17 protein-coding genes, 1 tRNA gene and 1 pseudogene are annotated in these 18025 nt (G+C 64.5%); 7 read left to right on the top strand and 12 right to left on the bottom strand.

Translation table 11 applies throughout. The annotated features are described in order from the left end of the window. The first annotated feature begins 34 nt into the window (after positions 1–34). Positions 35–403 carry a thioredoxin gene (gene trxA, locus NP3_RS25880; protein WP_063044201.1) on the top strand — a complete coding sequence of 123 codons (369 nt, stop codon included), beginning with the start codon at positions 35–37 and terminating at the stop codon, positions 401–403. Between the two features lie 62 nt (positions 404–465). On the opposite strand, the gene NP3_RS25875 is transcribed toward trxA, so the two are convergent. Then, complete coding sequence (locus NP3_RS25875) at positions 466–900, bottom strand: 2-isopropylmalate synthase (protein ID WP_063044200.1); 435 nt, start codon at positions 898–900, stop codon at positions 466–468. 371 nt (positions 901–1271) lie between these two features. Between NP3_RS25875 and NP3_RS25870 the strand changes: the two genes are divergently transcribed. Together NP3_RS25870 and NP3_RS25865 are read left to right on the top strand one after the other, a co-directional pair. Then, a complete protein-coding gene (locus tag NP3_RS25870; RefSeq protein WP_063044199.1) occupies positions 1272–1583 on the top strand; it encodes a DUF6191 domain-containing protein in 312 nt (103 codons plus the stop codon). A gap of 83 nt (positions 1584–1666) precedes the next feature. Next, a complete protein-coding gene (locus NP3_RS25865) occupies positions 1667–2983 on the top strand; it encodes a DUF7373 family lipoprotein (RefSeq protein ID WP_063044198.1) in 1317 nt (438 codons plus the stop codon). Here the strand turns inward: NP3_RS25865 and polA are convergent. The 11 genes and pseudogenes from polA to NP3_RS25815 form a co-directional block, all read right to left on the bottom strand. After that, positions 2916–5660: a DNA polymerase I gene (gene polA / locus NP3_RS25860; RefSeq protein WP_063044197.1), complete on the bottom strand. Its 2745-nt coding sequence runs from the start codon at positions 5658–5660 to the stop codon at positions 2916–2918. The genes NP3_RS25865 and polA overlap by 68 nt on opposite strands. Positions 5661–5723: 63 nt before the next feature. Further along, positions 5724–6131, bottom strand: coding sequence for a type II toxin-antitoxin system VapC family toxin (locus tag NP3_RS25855; RefSeq protein WP_063824914.1), 408 nt, complete (start codon positions 6129–6131; stop codon positions 5724–5726). Between the two features lie 5 nt (positions 6132–6136). Beyond that, the gene (locus NP3_RS25850; RefSeq protein ID WP_063044196.1) at positions 6137–6364 is read right to left on the bottom strand and encodes a ribbon-helix-helix protein, CopG family; all 228 of its coding nucleotides are present in this window, start codon (positions 6362–6364) and stop codon (positions 6137–6139) included. 44 nt (positions 6365–6408) lie between these two features. Continuing rightward, positions 6409–7416, bottom strand: a complete 1008-nt coding sequence (locus tag NP3_RS25845; RefSeq protein WP_063044195.1) for a neutral zinc metallopeptidase — start codon at positions 7414–7416, stop codon at positions 6409–6411. 83 nt (positions 7417–7499) lie between these two features. Continuing rightward, a complete protein-coding gene (locus NP3_RS25840; protein WP_063044194.1) occupies positions 7500–9176 on the bottom strand; it encodes a DUF885 domain-containing protein in 1677 nt (558 codons plus the stop codon). 151 nt (positions 9177–9327) lie between these two features. Further along, complete coding sequence (locus NP3_RS50655; protein ID WP_245721112.1) at positions 9328–10023, bottom strand: ABC transporter ATP-binding protein; 696 nt, start codon at positions 10021–10023, stop codon at positions 9328–9330. A 147-nt stretch (positions 10024–10170) separates the two neighbouring features. After that, positions 10171–11121: pseudogene (locus NP3_RS50650) on the bottom strand (ABC transporter ATP-binding protein); the annotation flags it as partial. Next, positions 11118–12554, bottom strand: coding sequence for a branched-chain amino acid ABC transporter permease (locus tag NP3_RS25830; RefSeq protein ID WP_063044193.1), 1437 nt, complete (start codon positions 12552–12554; stop codon positions 11118–11120). The pseudogene NP3_RS50650 and the gene NP3_RS25830, both read right to left, overlap by 4 nt. Further along, positions 12551–13588: a branched-chain amino acid ABC transporter permease gene (locus tag NP3_RS25825; protein ID WP_040688934.1), complete on the bottom strand. Its 1038-nt coding sequence runs from the start codon at positions 13586–13588 to the stop codon at positions 12551–12553. The genes NP3_RS25830 and NP3_RS25825 overlap by 4 nt, the downstream gene beginning before the upstream one ends. A gap of 96 nt (positions 13589–13684) precedes the next feature. Next, entirely contained in the window at positions 13685–14896 is a 1212-nt protein-coding gene (locus NP3_RS25820; protein ID WP_063044192.1) for a branched-chain amino acid ABC transporter substrate-binding protein, read from the bottom strand. A 232-nt stretch (positions 14897–15128) separates the two neighbouring features. Then, positions 15129–15746: an ANTAR domain-containing response regulator gene (locus tag NP3_RS25815; protein ID WP_040688928.1), complete on the bottom strand. Its 618-nt coding sequence runs from the start codon at positions 15744–15746 to the stop codon at positions 15129–15131. Positions 15747–15967: 221 nt separating this feature from the next. Here NP3_RS25815 and NP3_RS25810 point away from each other — a divergent pair. The 4 genes from NP3_RS25810 to NP3_RS25795 form a co-directional block, all read left to right on the top strand. Further along, positions 15968–16054 (top strand) — tRNA-Leu (locus tag NP3_RS25810). Between the two features lie 141 nt (positions 16055–16195). Further along, the gene (locus NP3_RS25805; protein ID WP_063044191.1) at positions 16196–16708 is read left to right on the top strand and encodes a monooxygenase family protein; all 513 of its coding nucleotides are present in this window, start codon (positions 16196–16198) and stop codon (positions 16706–16708) included. Between the two features lie 244 nt (positions 16709–16952). After that, a complete protein-coding gene (locus NP3_RS25800) occupies positions 16953–17573 on the top strand; it encodes an arsenate reductase/protein-tyrosine-phosphatase family protein (protein ID WP_063044190.1) in 621 nt (206 codons plus the stop codon). A gap of 98 nt (positions 17574–17671) precedes the next feature. Continuing rightward, positions 17672–18025 (top strand): hypothetical protein (locus NP3_RS25795; protein WP_063044189.1); only part of this gene is annotated, 354 nt, incomplete at its 3' end.

Here is an 18025-nt window from a genome sequence, read left to right as displayed (position 1 = left end):
TTATAGCTGGCGACAATCGACACGAGAGGACGTCATGGCCACCCAGACGCTGAACCAACAGAATTTCGATGAGATCGTCACCGGAAACGACGTGGTACTCGTCGATTTCTGGGCCGACTGGTGCGGTCCGTGCAAGAGCTTCGCACCCACCTTCGAGGCCTCCTCGGACAAGCATCCTGATGTGGTCCACGGCAAGGTCGACACCGAGGCCGAACAGGGCCTGGCCGCCGCCGCCAACATCCGCTCGATTCCGACCATCATGGCGTTCCGCGAGGGCGTGCTGGTCTTCGCGCAGCCGGGCGCCCTGCCGCCCGCCGCGCTGGAGGATCTGGTCACCCAGGTGAAAGCGCTGGACATGGACGAGGTGCGCAAGCAACTGGCCGAGCAGCAGTCCGGTCAGTAAACCGCGCCGACGGGCCGTTCATATTCCACGGAATGTGAACGGCCCGTTGCGTTTTCGTACGCTCAGGCGCCCAGCTTGTTGACGCCCGCGATCATGGCGCGGACCGTCGATTCGGCGCCGTCGTCGGCCAGGGCCGCACCCCAGCCGCGCCTGCCGTTGCATTCGCACTGCACGAACGTCGCGGTGCCCGCAGCGGTGCGGCGCTGGTGGAATTGCAGGATTTCGACCGGATAGCCCTCGTCGTAGAGGGCCGAGGTCATCGCGGCGACCGGGCTGCCGGTGGCGATCACCGTGCGCAGGTGGTCGGCGAATTCCAGGGTGGCCGTGAACTCCGCGCTCCGATTGCCCGCAGGCGACCAGTCGCCGACCCGAATCGGGCCGACGTGCTCGCAATAGCGGTGGTGGAATTGCGCGGGTGTCAGATCGGCGCATTCGGCGCGCAGCGCCTTGGGGGCGGCGGCGATGAACATGTTGGGGTCAAGAGTCAGAATGGTCATTGTGCGGAGGTCTTCCCGAGGATTGTCTTCTCAATTGACAGAGGGGACCAGCAGTAAGTAATCAGTAGCCCGCAGCGAGGGGGGCCGGTCCGAATCAGACCCCGCTACGGCGGGTTACTACGAGAAGTCGCCGGGTTGCCACCATCGCGGTAAGCGGAATTAGCACTGCGCTGTCGCGGTCTGCGACATGGAGCGCGGCGCTGTGGTGGTCGACGGGATTCGGCACGCCGACCAGAATAGGTCGATCTCGACGCAATAGCAACCACATTTCTTGTCCCGTCGCGCCTACTCACGAGTACCATTCGCGCAGCTCAGGGGCATAGCGCCGAGGACTGATGGCAAGCCGTCGCCGGGGCGGTACTTTCGGTCACATGGGTGCCCTTGTCGCCATGACCATTCCCGGATTGGCCATCCTGCTGATCGGACTCGCATTCGTCGAGGTGCTGTGGAATCGGCTCACCGGCAGTCGGATACTGCCGTGGTTCAAACACCGCAAGCACACGCCGGTCGCCGCAACCGGATTCGAACAGGTTGCCGCGACCTTTCAAGGTTCGAAGCATTACGAGTTCGAGCAGCGACAGACGGCACTGATGCACAAAGAAGATAAGTCCGACGGAGCGCCGCCACGCGATGAGATCGATCTGCGAACGGGATCGGCGAGACTGGTGCGCCGCGAGCAGTGATCATTCGAACGTGAACGATCCGGCGGTCTCCGGCGGTCTGACGTAGTATCCGCACCATCGGAAAGCTGTCCCGGGGGACATTGATGTCGTTATCGGTCTTGGCGCGAGCCGGATGTGCGCTGGTTGCCGCCGTGACCCTGGTGATCGGTGTAACCGGTTGTGGCTCCGCGATTTCCGGACAGGCCGAGCCCGGCATGACCCCGGCGAACCTGACTGCGCTCAATACCGGGCCGTACCAGTCCGCACCGCAGGTCTACCGGCCGAAGATCAGTTACAACACCCAGGTCTTCCATATCGAGTCCCGCCGCATGATGGGCTATCTCGTCTCGCCCTACCAGATCGATCCGGATATGAAGTTGCTGGAGGCGGTGCGGGTTATCGACCAGAGCAGCTTCCGCAGCATTACCGGCGAATTCCCGGAGACCTATGCGCCGATCGCCGAACGCAACCATCTCATCGGCGGTGCGCTGACCACGCGGTCCAATGGCGATCTGCGCAACCGGAAGTTCATGACGATCTCGATCATACGATTCCCGAGCGATGCCGCCGCCCGCGCGGCGGCGACCGAATTCGACCAGGACAGTGCGAATTCCCTGCCCGGCCGCCACAGCATCGCACTGGACGGCGTCGCGAACGCAACGGCATCCTCGGTCACCGATGCCAAGGGCTGGGTGTATGCCTGGCGTGGCCCGTACGTTGTGCTCAGCATGGTGACCGTGCCGAAACCGGATCCGAATGCGATTGCCACGCAATTGAAAAAGATGCTGCAACTGCAGGACGCGCGGTTCGCGGAGCTGAATCCGACACCGGTCGATGACCTCCTGGATCTGCCGCTCGATACCGACCGGATCAAGAGCCTGGCGCTGCGCACGGCGAAGGGATCGCCCGGCATCTTCCTGCGAGAAGAAAACATCGGCGTCTACAGTGCGGCCGGACAACTGCATTTCGAGCGTGACGCCGCGGTCGCGACGAAGGCATTCGCCGACGCGGGTGTCGATCTGGTCGGGCAGAACGACGGAACTGTCTATCGAACAAGGGATCTCGCCGCCGCCTTCCGCCTGCAGACCGCACTCACGGTGCTCGGCAAACCGACGAGGAGGTCACCAATCCCCCCGGCGTGCCCGATGCTCGGTGCATCGAACTCGACGAGGCCGAGCCCGTTCGCAACGATAAGTACTTGTGCGCCATGGTCTATGGCCGCTACGTGGGAAACGTCGGAGCGTCCCAGGTCCAGGATCTCTATCAGCAGGCCGCCGCGCAGTGCAAATTGCTGGCCGCCGGGCACTGAGTTGCGGTGCGGCACAACGGATTTCCGGGTGCCGCACCCAACGCTCAGTGCGCGGCGGAGTCCCAGCTGCGGCCGGTGCCGACGGAGACGTCCAACGGGACCGACAGCGTGATCGCCGAGGACATCTGTTCACGGGCGAGTGCGTCCAGGGCGTCCTTCTCTCCCTCGGCGACCTCGAAAACCAGTTCGTCGTGGATCTGCAGCAGCATGCGCGAGCGCAGGCCCGCTTCCTTGATCGCCTTGTGCACGTTGATCATCGCGACCTTGATGATGTCGGCGGCGGTGCCCTGGATGGGCGCGTTGAGGGCCATGCGTTCGGCGGCCTCGCGGCGCTGGCGGTTACTGGAATCCAGATCGGGCAGGTAGCGGCGGCGACCGAAGAGGGTTTCGGTATAGCCGACCTTGCGTGCCTGTTCGACGACCTCGTACAGGTAGTCGCGAATGCCGCCGAAGCGGTCGAAGTAGACCTCCATCTGCTCCTTGGCCTCCTGCGTGCTGATCTTCAGCTGCGTCGAAAGGCCATAGGAGCTCAGGCCGTACGCCAGACCGTAGGACATCGCCTTGATCCGGCGGCGCATCTCGGGCGTCACCTCCGACAGCGGGATGTCGAAGGCCTTGGAGGCGACGAAGGTGTGCAGATCCTCGCCGGAGTTGAAGGCCTCGATCAGGCCATCGTCACCGGAGAGGTGGGCCATGATGCGCATTTCGATCTGGCTGTAATCCGCGGTCATCAGCGACTGGTAGCCCGGGCCGACCACGAAGGTGTCACGGATCTGGCGGCCGGTGTCGGTGCGGATCGGGATGTTCTGCAGATTCGGCTCGGTCGAGGACAGTCGGCCGGTGGCGGCGATGGTCTGGTTGAAGGTGGTGTGGATGCGGCCGTCGTCGGCGACGGACTTGAGCAGACCGTCCACGGTGACCTTGAGCCGGGTGGCGTCACGGTGCTCGAGCAGATGCCGCAGGAACGGATGCTCGGTCTTCTCGAACAGCGATTCCAGCGCATCGGCGTCGGTGGTGTAGCCGGTCTTGGTGCGCTTGGTCTTCGGCATATCGAGTTCGTCGAAGAGCACCACCTGCAGCTGCTTGGGGGAGCCGAGGTTGATCTGCTTGCCGATCACGCCATAGGCGGCGTTGGCCGCATCGGTGACCTTATCGGCGAATTGGCGCTGCAGGTTCTCGAGCCGCTCGGTATCGACCGCGATGCCGGCGTTCTCCAGTTCGGCGAGCACGCTGAGCAGCGGCAGTTCCATATCGTCGAGCAGTGCGCTGGATTCGATCTGGCGCAGTTCGCCGTCGAGCGCCTCGGCCAGGTCGAGAACCGCCCTCGCGCGCAGCATTTCGGTCTGCGCCAGCTCGGCGTCCACGGTGTCGGCATCGTCGAGCAGGGACAGCTGCGGGGTCTCGTCGGTTTCGGCGCGCAGTTCGCGGTGCAGGTAGCGCAGCGAGAGATCGTCGAGGTTGAAGCTGCGCTGACCGGGGCGGACCAGGTAGGCGGCCAGGGCGGTATCGCTGGTGAGACCGGCCAGGGTCCAGCCGCGACCACGCAGCGCGTGCATGGCGGCCTTGGCCTCGTGCAGGGCCTTCGGCACGGCCGGATCGGCCAGCCAAGCGCCGAGTGCGGCTTCGTCTTCCGGGGTCAGCACGGCGACATCGATATAGCCGCTCTCGCCGTCCGCGGCGGCGATGGCGAGCGCGCGCGCGTCACCATTACCTGGGGCACTCGTGCCGACCACCGAAATACCTTGTCGGACACCGACTTTCGCATGTTCGGCGAGCCACCCGGTGACCGCGCCGACCTTGAGCGCGCCGCCGCTGATCTCGAAGCCGGATTCGGCCTCGGGCTCCGGCGGGGCGAGGGTTTCGAAGAGCCGGTCGCGCAGCACCCGGAACTCCAGGTCGTCGAAGAGCTGGTGGATCTTGTTGCGATCCCACGGCTGCTGGGCCAGCTGATCGGGGGTGTAGGGCAGCGGAACGTCGCGGACCATCTCGGTGAGCTGCCGATTGAGCACGACACTGCTGAGATTGGCGCGCAGTGCGTCGCCGACCTTGCCTTTCACCTCGTCCACCTTGTCGACGAGGGTGGTCAGATCGCCGTACTCGCGAATCCACTTGGCGGCGGTCTTCTCCCCGACGCCCGGAATGCCGGGCAGGTTGTCGCTCGGGTCGCCGCGCAGGGCCGCGTAATCCGGGTACTGGGCCGGGGTGAGCTGATATTTGGCCATCACCTCATCCGGGGTGAACCGGGTGAGGTCGGAGACGCCCTTGCGCGGGTAGAGCAGTGTGACCTCATCGCTGACCAACTGGATGGCATCACGGTCACCGGAGACGATCAGAACGCGGAAACCCTCGCCAACGGCCTGGGTCGCGATGGTGGCGATCAGGTCGTCGGCCTCGAAACCGTCGATCGCCATCACCGGGATACCCATGGCGCCGAGCACATCCTTGGTGAGTTCGACCTGGCCGCGGAACTCATCGGGCGTGGCATTGCGGCCCGCCTTGTACTCCGGATACGCCTCGGTGCGGAAAGTCTTGCGGCTGACGTCGAAAGCGGCCGCGATATGCGTCGGCTTCTCGTCCCGCAACAGATTGATCAGCATCGCGGTGAATCCGTACACCGCATTCGTGGTCTGCCCGGTGACCGTCTTGAAGTTCTCCGCGGGCAGCGCGAAGAACGCGCGATAGGCGATCGAATGCCCGTCCAACAGCAACAACGTCGGCCGCTCGCCAGCAGCATCACTGGCTGCCGTAGGCACGACGCTGGAACGCTGATCAGTAGTCGCTGGGGTCACGCCTGAGAGTCTATTGACGCCCACCGACACAGACGCCGCGGGGCACGGGGGCACGTCGATAGCTCAGGGCAGAATCTCGAAGGCATCGATGTGATGAGGTCGGACGACGGAAAAATGGCGCCGATCCAGGGTCGCCACCTTGGTAACGCCGAGCCGTTCAGCCGCGGTGACGACCGACGCATCGGCCATACCAAGCGGCAAATCCCGATATTTGGCAGTCAATTCGGCAATACGCAGCCAGTCCGAAGGATGGACCGGTTCGACGGAAAACAGACCTTCTGCGAAGTCTCCGAGAAACCGCACCTCGGCTTCAGCACCGAGCCGAGTCGCAATCAGGTACGCAGCCTCGGTGATGACCAAAGTGGGCACAACCAGTGGACCTCGGTGGTGTTGCAACAGATTCAGGCAGGCCTTGTGGTGGGCATCGTCCGCATCGACGTAGGCATACAGCGGTCCGGCGTCGACGATCAAGCGTGCTATCGGTCCCACTCCCCGCGCAGGATCTCTTCGATCCGCTCAGAAATATCCGATCGGCCGCTGCGCCCAGCGGCAGCCGCGCCGAATCGTCGCGGCTCACCGCCCCCAGGCAAATGCGCCTCCATGGCTTCCCGCGTCCAATCGGAAATCGTCATCTCCCTCCGTGCGGCCTCCTGCCGGACCCGGTCATCCAGGTCGTCCGGCAGTTTCACCGTTGTGCGCTTCATGGTATGCCAGCATACCCAGTCGCGTCGGCGAATGCGCAGATCGCTCACTCCACGTGGGCCGGGGAGCTGTACCAGGTGTTGCACTCCCAGGTGTCGCCCTTGTCGGAGCCCCATTTCCACCAGCCCCACACGTTTTCCTCGGTGCCCTGCATGCGTGGATCGCGGTTGACGTGGCCGCTCTGGACGGTGTGGGACGCTTCGGTCCAGGTTTGTTCATCGATATCGGCGCGGCCGAAGTTGGTGCCGAGGAACATGCCCGAGAAGCAGCGGGCCTGCAGTTCCATGCGGCGGCTCTGCTCGCGACCGGCGGTGGTTTCCTTGCCGAGGGTCGCACGTTTCTCGTTGTAGGCCTGCATGACGCCGATCAGGTTCTGCACGTGGTGGCCGTATTCGGTACTGAGGACGGCTAATTGGGCGCCGCGGCGCGAGCCGCTGGACAGCGGCCGCACGGCGTCGTACGGCAGCACCAGGGTTTCGTCGAGGGCGCAGTAGAAGGTTGTCGGGCCGTTACGCAGTCGCTGCACGCATTGGCTTGCCACCTCACGGGATTCGGTGGGGGCGAGTAGCCGCGGCGGATGGAACGGCAGTCCGGCGCCGCGCAGCGTCGGTTCCCATGACGCGTCCAGGCAGGCGATCGCGGACCGATAAAAGGCCCGCGCCGTCTCCGGATCGTCATGCCAGGCGGGCAATTTGCAATCGACCCTGCCGAGTCCGACGTGCTGGGCGAACAGCGGATGATCGGCCAGCGCCTGCACCGCGCGACTCGACGCCACCGGCATCCCGGCCGGTGACAAACCTGCCAACGGCGCGAAGGCGACCGGAGGCGCGGCGTCGCCGATCGGATTCGCCGAGTCGGGCAGGGCGCCCGCGAATCCCGGTGTCGTCGAATCGGAAATTGTACGCGCGGTACGCATTTCACCCGTGTCGGCGGAGCGTCCGGTCACGAGCAGACCTGTCGCGGTGAGCGCCCCGATCACACCGAGCACCACCCAGATCAGCATGATGCGACTGCCGCGCAACAGACCGAGCCGAGAGCTGAACGTGCTGTTCATGACCTACCTAGAGAGCTCGATCACCGCACATTCATTGGAACTCCGCCCACATCGGTACGCAACTCGAGGAGCCGCTCAGCGGGTCACAGTGTGGCCACAAGTTCGCGCAGCACCGGCAGGCTGACCGAGCCGGAGCCGAGCACCACATCGTGGAATGCCTTGATGTCGAAAGCGGTACCGAGCCGCTCGGCGGCCTGCCGACGTTGCCGACGAATCTCGAGCTGACCGACCTTATAGGCCACGGCCTGAGCGGGGATCGCGATATAGCGGTCGATCTCGACCTCGATCTCGGTCAGCCCGACCGGTGCGTTGGCCACCATGAAGTCGATAGCCTGCTGACGACTCCAACCCTTGGCGTGGATTCCGGTGTCGACGACGAGTCGGCACGAGCGCCACGAATCGGCGGCCAGCATGCCGACGCGCGCCAAATCGTCTTCGTACAAACCCATTTCGTCGGCAAGACGTTCGGTGTAGAGCGCCCAGCCCTCGACGAAGGCGGTATTCGCGAAGGACTGCCGTTGGAATCGCGGCAGCTGATCGAGTTCATTGGCGATGGTGAGTTGCAGGTGATGCCCCGGAATCGCCTCGTGATAGGCCACCGCCGCCGTCTCGTAGCGGCTACGGCCGGTGGGTTCGTGCTGGTTCACGAAGTAGGTGCCGGGCCTGGATCCGTCCGCGGCGGGCGGAAAGTAGTACGCCGCAGGCGCATCCGCGGCCAGGAACTCCGGCACCGGGACGATATCGCAGGATTCCTTGGGCAGGCGGCCGAACCAGTTGCCCATCTCCGCGACTGCCGCGCCGAGCGCGCGCTGCGCATCGGCCATGATCTCCTCACCACTGGCGTAACGCAGTTCGGTATCCCGGCGCAGGCGGGTGAAGATTTCGGCGGAATCGGCAGTACCGAAGAGCCGGGTCCCGACCGCGGCGTATTCCGTACGCAACAGCGCCAATTCGGAGAGGCCGAGTTCGTGGATCTCGTCCGCGCCGAGATCGGGCAGGGTGGTGTGACGGCGCAGCTGCCGCTGGTAGATGTCCTCGCCGTCGGCACCGAGCCAGCACAGGCCACATTTGTCATCCGGGCGGGCGGCGGGCCGCAATTCGTCGGCCAGTACGTTTCGATAGCGCTGGAAGGCCGGGCGAATCACCGCGCGGGCCACCTCGGTGAGGTCGGCACGCCAGGCGGCTTCCCCGTCCCAGTCCGCCGGTCCGGCGAAGGTGACGAACGGATCGGCGGCGATGTCGGAGGCCAGGTAGCCATCCAGCTGGTTGAGCGAGCGTTCGATGGTGATACGCGCGGGCGTGCGGCCTGCGGCCAAGCCGCTGCGGAACTGCTGGACCGCCTGGTCGAACAGCGTGCCGAACTGGCGATACCGCCGGACCAGGGCGTGCGCGTGTTCGGGCTGCGGCGCCTTGGTCTGGGTGGCCATCATGAGCATGCCCGCGTGCACACCGTCCATCTGGTCCGATGCCAGTTCGGTCGGTCGCCACGCCAGATTGTCGATGGCCGTATCCAGTTCGGTGCGCAGCAGACCGCGGGTGACCCGGTCGGTTCCGTCGAGCTCTGCGGCGTCGAGACCGACGACCTGATCACGCAACTCGCGCAAGGTCGCGAGCAGTCGCTGTTCGGCCTCGGGTGAGCGATCCTCGACGCGGTCGTCGAAGCGGTGGTCGCCCAGCAAGGTGGCTGTGCTCGGTGCTGCCGCCAGCACACTGTCCCAGTAGCGGTCGGCCAGATTCGTCAGTTCGTCATGCCCGTCCACAGCGCCATTCCTCCAGTAGTGGTCAGTGGGCGCGCCAGCGCCCAGCGCAGGCCAGCGTCTGATGTGCACGACGAAGACCGAGCGCCAGCTCGGTCTTCGCCGTGCACATCCCGCCATCATGCCTGAAGGCGGACACGAACAGGTCCGACTTTCAGCCCACGCCGAGGTAAGCCGACTTCACGGCGGGGTCGGTGAGCAGATCCCCACCGATACCGCTCTTGGTGACCTCACCGGTTTCCAGGATGTAGGCGCGGTCGCTGCGGGTGAGCGCCTGCTGGGCATTCTGCTCGACCAACAGCACCGTTGTGCCCTGCTGGTTGATCTCGCTGATGATCCGGAAGATCTGCTGAATCACCATGGGCGCCAAGCCCATCGAGGGTTCATCGAGCAGCAGCAGACGCGGACGGGCCATGAGCGAGCGGCCGATGGCCAGCATCTGCTGCTCACCGCCGGAGAGCGTGCCGCCGACCTGCTTGCGCCGCTCGGACAACCGCGGGAACAGCTCGAAGACCCACTCCAGCGTCTGGCCGTACTCCACCTTCTGCTTGAAAGCCCTTCCGTAGCAACCCATGTCGAGGTTTTCCTGGACCGTCATACCTGGGAAGACACCCCGGCCCTCCGGCGCCTGGATCAACCCGTGCGTCACCCGCTCGTGTGCCTTCATCTGGGTGATGTCGCGACCCTCGAACCTGATCTTGCCGCGGGTCAGCGGCAGCAACCCGGACAGCGCACGCATGGTGGTGGTCTTCCCCGCGCCGTTGGCGCCGAGCAGTGTCACCAGCTCACCTTCGGCGACACGGAGCGAAACCCCGTGCAGCGCTTGGATTCTGCCGTAGTTGACGACCATATCGTCGACCTCGAGCAGCGGCGCCGCCGCACTGAAGTCGCGCGGCTCCGCTTTGCGATGCTCGCCACCGGCCGGAGTCGATTCGCCGACGGGCAGTTCCGGCTCGATCACCTCGGTTACGGCGGTGGCCTTTTCGGCCGCCGCGGCCTCGGCATCCGGCACGCCAAGATACGCCGCGATCACATCCGGGTTGTCGCGGATCTCCGCGGGCAGCCCATCGGCGATCTTGCGACCGAACTCCAGCACCACGATCCGATCCGTGACACCCATGACCAGGCGCATATCGTGCTCGATCAACAGCACGGTGAACCCGTCGTCGCGGATCTTGCGGATCAGATCCATCAGCGCCGATTTCTCGCTCGGATTGAACCCGGCGGCGGGTTCGTCCAGGCAGAGCAGTTTCGGCTCGGTGGCCAGCGCGCGGGCGATCTCCAATCGGCGCTGGTCACCGTAGGAGAGATTGCGCGCCTTCTCCACCGCACGCGGTGCGATTCCGACGAATTCGAGCAGGGCCATGCCGCGCTCGATCGCGTCCTTCTCCTCGCTGCGGTGCCGCGGGGTGCGGAAGATCGCACCGGGTACCGAGGTCTTATGTCTGGCGTCGGTACCGACCACCACATTCTCCAGCGCGGTCATCTCGCCGAAGAGCCGCACATTCTGGAAGGTGCGGGCAATACCGAGCCGGGTGATCTCATTGCGCTTGGTCTTCGTCAGCGGTTTGCCGTCGAAATACACCAGACCCGAGGCCGGTTTGTAGACACCGGTGATCGCGTTGAAGCAGGTGGTCTTGCCCGCGCCATTGGGTCCGATCAGCCCGAGGATTTCACCGCGGCGAATCTCGAAACTGACCTTGTCCAATGCGGTCAGACCGCCGAACTGCACCGTGAGCTCATCGGTCCGCAGAAGCGGCGCGCCCACCGCGGTCTCGATATCGCGGTGCGGCGCAACCACATCCGCGACCACATCGGCATCGGCGAGCACCGGGATCACGGCGGTGACATCGACCTCGCCCGCGCTCTCGACCTCGGGCGGTGCCGCGTAACCGGCGGCCATATCCTCGTTGTCGAACAGGGCGTCACCCGCGCCTGGCCCGGTCATCGTCCTGCTCCGATCAATTCGCGCTCACCCGGTTTGCGCACGGCCTGATACACCTGCCTACCGAAGGTCAGCAGCTTCTGCCGCACCGGGAAAAGACCCTGTGGCCGCAGAATCATCATGACCACCAAGGTAATTCCGAAGTACATGTACTTGAGGTCACCGAGGGACTGCGCACCGCCGACCCGGAACAGCAGCACGCTGCCGAGCAGCAGTGCACCCAAGACGCCGGTAACCACCATGCCGAGGATGCAGCCGCGCCGCGGCCACGCACTCAGACTGTCGCCCTTGTACTTCCACACGAGGACCAATCCGACGAAGACCAGCACGTCGATCGCCAACAGGATGTACCCGGTGGATTCGTTGCTCACCAATTTCACCGACTGCAGCCGCGCGGGCAGATAGGCGATGATGAACGCGCCGAAGATGACTCCGAGCTTATTGCCCTGACCGCCGATGACGACCGCGCACAGGAACAGCATCGAGTTGATGATGTTGAACCCGGTCGGATTGATGAACTGCACCTGACCGGCGTAGATCGCACCGGACATGCCGCCGACGGCAGCACCGATCAGGAAGGCCCACAGCTTGAATTTGAAGGTCGGCACGCCCATGATCTCGGCGGCGTCCTCGTCCTCGCGAATGGCCACCCAGGCGCGGCCGACCCGGCTGCGTTCCAGATTGCCGACGATCAGCAGCACGATGATCACCAGCACCATCGCGAACCAGTACCACCAGGTGCCGTAACCGGCTCGGTCGAGCAGATTGGCGCTGTCGGCATTGCCGCTGTTACCGCCGGAGAACACACCCTCCGGCTTGCTGGCGGATTCGCCGACATGCGGGAAGGCGACACCGGACAAACCCAGGCTGCCATTGGTGATATCGGAGAGATTGTCGGCGAGCAGCCGCACGATCTCACCGAAGCCCAGGGTCACGATCGCCAGATAGTCACCGCGCAGCCGCAGGGTCGGAGTGCCGAGGATGATGCCGGAGATGGCCGTCACCGCGACCGCGATCGGCAGACAGGCCATCCAGGCCCAGGTCGGATTCAGCCAGCCGCCGTCGGTCTGATTCCACGGACTGTTCGGACTGGTGAGCAGGCCGACCGTATACGCGCCGATGGCGTAGAAGCCGACATAGCCGAGGTCGAGCAGACCCGCCTGTCCGACAACGACATTCAGGCCGATGGCGATCAGCGCGTACATCGCGACCTGCGCCATGACCAGACCGAAGTTGTAGCCGGGAGTATCCAGCAGCGGCGGCGGGAACAGTGGAAGCAGTGCGAGCAGAATGAGGATCGGCACGCCGACACCCCATTGCGCGGGGCGGCTCAGGCCGTCCCACCAGGTCCGAATCGCGTCTCCGACACCGTGTTTGGGCGGGGCCGCCTTGGTCGTCTCGGGTACCGAGTCCGGGGTTTTGGTCGAGTCGGTCATGCGCGGGCCCTCCCGAGACTCTCACCGAGGATGCCGGTCGGGCGCACCATCAGCACCAGCACCAGCACGACGAACGCGACGACATCGCGCCACTCCGACCCGAGCAGCGACTGGCCGTACTGTTCCACCACACCGAGCAGAATGCCGCCGAGCAGTGCACCGCGCAGATTGCCGATGCCGCCGAGCACCGCGGCGCTGAATGCCTTGATGCCCAGGATGAATCCGCCGGAATAGATGATGCCCTGCGGGATCTTGATCGCATACAGCAGCGCTGCCGCACCGGCGAGTACACCGCCGATGAAGAAGGTCAACATGATGACCCGCTCCCGCGAAACGCCCATCAGCGTCGCGGTATCGGGATCCTGGGCGACCGCACGGATGCCGCGCCCGAATTTGGTCCGATTGATCAGCACCTCGGTCACGATCGCCAGCGCGATCGCCGCGAGCACGATCAGAAGTTTGATGTTGTCGACCTCGGCGCCGAAGAAGCTGAACTGCACGCTCGGCTCGACCAGTTTGATCGGCTGCTGCGCATTGGTGCCGCCGAGTTTGGGATTGATCTTCGGCAGGATGAAGTGCACGAATTCCTGGATCACGAACGACATACCGATCGCCGTGATGAGGAAGCTGAGTGGTTTGGCCCCGCGTTTGCGCAATGGCCGATAGGCCACGCGCTCCAATCCGACCGCGGCGCCACCGGATACCAGCATGCCGATGATCATCGCCAACGCGAGATAGGTGACCGTGAGGATGATGCCCTGGGTGTACACATCGGGATTCGCCACGAATCCGAACAGCATGAGTCCGACCAATTGGCCGAACATGCCGAGCATGAATATTTCCGAATGGGCGAAATTGATCAGCCGCAATACGCCGTAGACCAGGGTATAGCCCACGGCGACCAAGGCATAGATTGAGCCGTAGGTCACCCCGTCGACGGTCAGTCGCCAGAAGTTATCGATCACTCCGTGGTAGTTGAAGTCGATCGAACCGCCGGCGAGTTGTGCTACACCGGCCAATGCCGTTGATGTCATTCGTCTTTTGCCCTCATTCATTCGCCCACCCGACACGGCGGCACGTACGGGGATTCCACGAACCCCCGTACGTGCCGCCGTGCGGATTGTCTAGGGCTACTTGACCTCGTAGATCCAGATCAGTGCATTGGACAGTTCACCGGTCGCGTTCCACTTGTACTGACGCGCAAGGCCGGGGCCGTCGTAGGACCGCACGTAATCCAGCAGGTCGGGACGGGTCAGCTTGCCACCATCGATGCCCTTGGCCAAGATCGTGGTCAGATCGTAACCCTCGACCGAGTACACACCAGGCTCCGCGCCGTTGAGCGCCTTGTAATCCGCCGTGAACTTATCCGGCGCCGGACCACACGGGCAGGACAGCACCGCGCCCTTGGCCGAGCTACCGGCCTGGGCGACGAACTGCGGATCGTTGGTGCCGTCGGCGGAGACGAAGACCGCCTTCACGCCACCGGACTTCAACTGCTGGGCCAGCGGGGCGCCCTCGGAGTAGTAGCCGGAGTAGAAGACGGCGTCCGGCGCGGCGCTCGCGATCTTGGTGACCGTGGCGGAGAAGTCCTTGTCGCCCTTCTTGATGCTGGCGTTGCAGGACGCGTCGTTGGCCGAACCGAGGCCCTCGATGATCGTCTTGGCCAGACCGGTGCCGTAATCGGTGTTGTCCTGGATGACGCAGACCTTCTTGTAGCCCGCGGTGTTGACCAGGTACTTGCCCACCGACGGACCCTGCACGCCGTCATTGGCCAGGCCGCGGAAGAAGCTGGTCCAACCGTTCTGGGTCAGCGTCTCATTGGTGGCCGAGGCGGTCGTCGAGACCAGGCCGGCGTCGCTGAGGATCTTGCCGGTCGCCTTGGTCTCACCGGAGAACGCCGGACCGACCAGGCCGATGATCGACTTGTCGTTGACGATCTGCGGGATGACCTGAGTGGCCTTCTGCGGGTCGCCCTCGGTGTCGAACTGCTTGAGCTCGATCTTGCAGCCCGGGTTGGCCTTGTTGTGCTTGTCCAGCGCGAGCTTCACGCCGTCGACGATATTGATGCCGAGGGCCGCGTCCGGACCGGTGAGCGCGCCCGCCATGGCGATCGCGGTGCCAGCAGGGCAGGTGGCCTTACCGTCGCCCGCCGGGTCGGCGGCCGAGGCGCTGTCCGACTTCGGCACCTGCTTGCCGTTGGCGTCGATCTGCATGACCGGCTGGATCTTCAGACCGCCCGCGCCACTGGTGCCGGAGGTGCCCGAACCACTGTCGGTCGATTTATCGCTACACCCCGTCAGCACGAGCGCGGCGGCGGCACCGATGGCCAATGCGCCCCGCATCGAACGACTGCGCCATGTCGAACTAAGCACGTTTCACCTCTACGTCCTGTGCTCCCCCGGGCTCTCCTCCGAGGAGGCCGACCACGTCAGCCCGGTCAGAACATAGCGTTGGTACGTTAGCTGCGCATCACATTCGGATCATCCGATCGACATCGTTTCGAATTTTTCATCGCGATCGGGTTTCCGGAAAGTAAAATTTCCGGCCTTGAACGGCCGAGGCGCAAGGACGGGCCTACTTCGGGGCGAGATTTTCCAGCACGACCTCGGCTACCGCCTTCATGGTAGTGCGGCGGTCCATCGCCGTACGCTGAATCCACTTGAATGCCTGCGGCTCCGACAATCCCTGGGTCTGCATGAGCACGCCCTTGGCCCGCTCGACCAGCTTGCGCGTCTCGAGGCGGTCGGCCAGATTGGCAACCTCGCTCTCCAGTGCCGTGATTTCGTGGAAGCGGCTGGCCGCCAATTCGATGGCAGGCACCAGATCCGACTTCGTGAACGGCTTGACCAAATACGCCATCGCACCGGCGTCGCGGGCCCGCTCGACCAGATCGCGCTGACTGAATGCGGTCAAAATCACAACCGGCGCAACGCGTTTCGACGCGATCTCGGCCGCGGCATCGATGCCGTCGCGGCGCGGCATCTTCACATCCATGATGACCAGATCCGGCCGATGCTCCACCGCCAGATCCACCGCCTGCTGGCCGTCGCCCGCCTCACCGACAACCTGATAGCCCTCTTCGGTCAGCATCTCCACCAGATCCATGCGGATGAGCGCTTCGTCTTCCGCGACGACGACCCGCTTCGCCCCGGCGTCCCGCTTCGTGCCGGCGCCCCCTGCTGTGTTGCTCATAGGTAGACCCCTCTGGTTCCGATGCCGTGTCCCGACATGCGAATGAGTGGCCGCGGTCCGGGCACCGGTCCAACGCCCCACAATCGCCGTCGAGTGATGTAAAGAGTACCTTTCAGTTCCGCATACAACCCATATACCCTGCGCAAACCGGGCGTCCATCACTTCTGACCCAGCCCATTCGTGATTTTCGACAGTGACCCGCTATGCTTTCCCACCGGTGCGCCGATTTGGCGGAACTGGCAGACGCGACGGTCTCAAAAACCGTTGTCCGAAAGGACGTGTGGGTTCGAGTCCCACAATCGGCACCAAGTGGTAGACGGCCCATGCTCTTGGAGAGCATGGGCCGTCGCTCTGAGGCCCCGCCTGGGTGGCGATCGAACTAGGGCGCGGGCTGTCTCGTTCTTCCGGCGTAGGGTTTGCAGTGGGCGGCCCGATGCGGAGGTGCCTCGATGCGGGTGAACAGGACCACTGTCGATCTGTCCGGGTATCCGGATCTGGTCGTCATCTATCTCGGGATGCGCGTGCGCAAGCCTCGCGGGATCCTGCGATTGCTCGGTCTAGGCCCGAAACTGTATCGGTCGCACAAGGATCGGCCGGATGGGCTGCTGTTGCACGAGGACGTGATCTGGGCGCTGTTTCCACCGCATTGGGGAGCGCGGCAGTATTGGCAGGATCTGGATTCGCTGGAACGGTGGACACGCTCTGCGCCGCATCGGGATTGGTGGCAGAAGTTCCTGCGTGACTCCGGCGGGACCGGGTTCTGGCACGAGGCATACTTCATGCGCGGCGGTATCGACGCGATGTACGACGATATGGAAGGCGCCTCCGGCCTGCCGCGGTTCGCACCCGTCGTGGCCTCGCGCGGCCGGATGTTCACGACCCGGGGCCGGGTACACGGTGAAGCGGACAAGACGGCGCCGGTTGTCGCCGAATCCGCTTACTACCGTGAGGAGTCCGAGTAAATCCGATCCCCAACCGTGGCAATACCGTGATGGTTGAAACCGTCCGCGCCGGGTACCTTCAGCAGGACGCCCAGACCTCGATTACCGATCGACCACTTAGCGGCAACGCGTATCGAGCGTCCATCCGAATACCGGGGCGTACTTCGTGTACGGCACTTGACCAGCAGATGAATATGTGTTCCGCGGGCTGTGATTCGATCTGGACGGCCTTCTGGTCGGCCCGTGCGCGGCCTACCGTATCCGCATGCACGTCCTGTTCGTCTGCAACGGCAATGTCTGCCGTTCGGTAATCGCCGAGCGGCTCACCCGCGCCGTAGCGGTCGAATACAACCTGCCCGGACTCACCGCGGAGAGTGCGGGAACCCGTGCGCTGGTTGGCTTTCCGATCGAACCGCTGGCCGCGCGGACGATCGAGGGGCTCGGCGCGGACGCCGACCATTTCCGGGCACGCAAACTCAAGCCGGAGTTGATCGACCGCGCGGATCTGGTGCTCGCCATGACCGAGCAGATCCGGGATCAGGCGGCGCAGATGGCGTTCGGTGCCGGATCGCGCACCTTCACCCTCTTGGAGGCGCATCGCATCGCCAAGGTCACCGGGGCCGAGACGATCGCCGATCTGCACCGCGCCCGCCACGATCTCGCACTCGTCGGCCGGGAGAATATCGCCGACCCGGTCGGACTGTCGGAAGCCGCGTTCTGCGAGGTGGGCGACCGCATCGCCGAGGCATTGGTGCCGCTGGTGCTGGCGCTGGCGCCGCATGAGCAGCAAAGGCCGGACGAGGACGATCGCCCCGGCCTCGTGGTGGCCCCAGGAGCGCGTCCCGCGCCGCTGGCCGCCTTCCTTGCCGCCCAGCGGATCCGGTGACACGCAGGGCCCGGTGTCCGATCAGCGGGTAAAGGGATTACACTCGCGCGCGGAATAACTTCCGCCGTTGATGGTTCGACACACGACAGGAATCAGACATGCCGAAACGAATTTCGGATGTTTCGCTCCATGTTTATGTGACACCGGAAACCCTCGATCGCGTCGTCGATTCGGTGCGGGAGGTGGTGGACGACCACCTCCAGGACCGCGATGTCTTCGCCTGGCGATTCACACTGCCCGTCGAGCCCGACGCACCGGAACACCTACTACTCGAAACCCAGTGGCGGGTAGAGCATCCCGGCCAGGAGCAGGGCGCCAGACGCACCTATGAGATCGCACTCAGCCTGGTCGGCGCGCCGCGCGATCTGACCGCGCCGAGCCTGAGCGCGCTGGAGAAGCGCCTGATGTTGGAAACCGCAAGCTGCCCAATGGATCCGGAGATCCCGCGAACC

Origin of the sequence: Nocardia pseudovaccinii NBRC 100343 (assembly GCF_001613225.1) — a bacterium.
Classification (GTDB): domain Bacteria; phylum Actinomycetota; class Actinomycetes; order Mycobacteriales; family Mycobacteriaceae; genus Nocardia; species Nocardia pseudovaccinii.
Note: the sequence above shows the minus strand (reverse complement) of the source record. Positions and strands in the feature narration are given on the sequence as shown.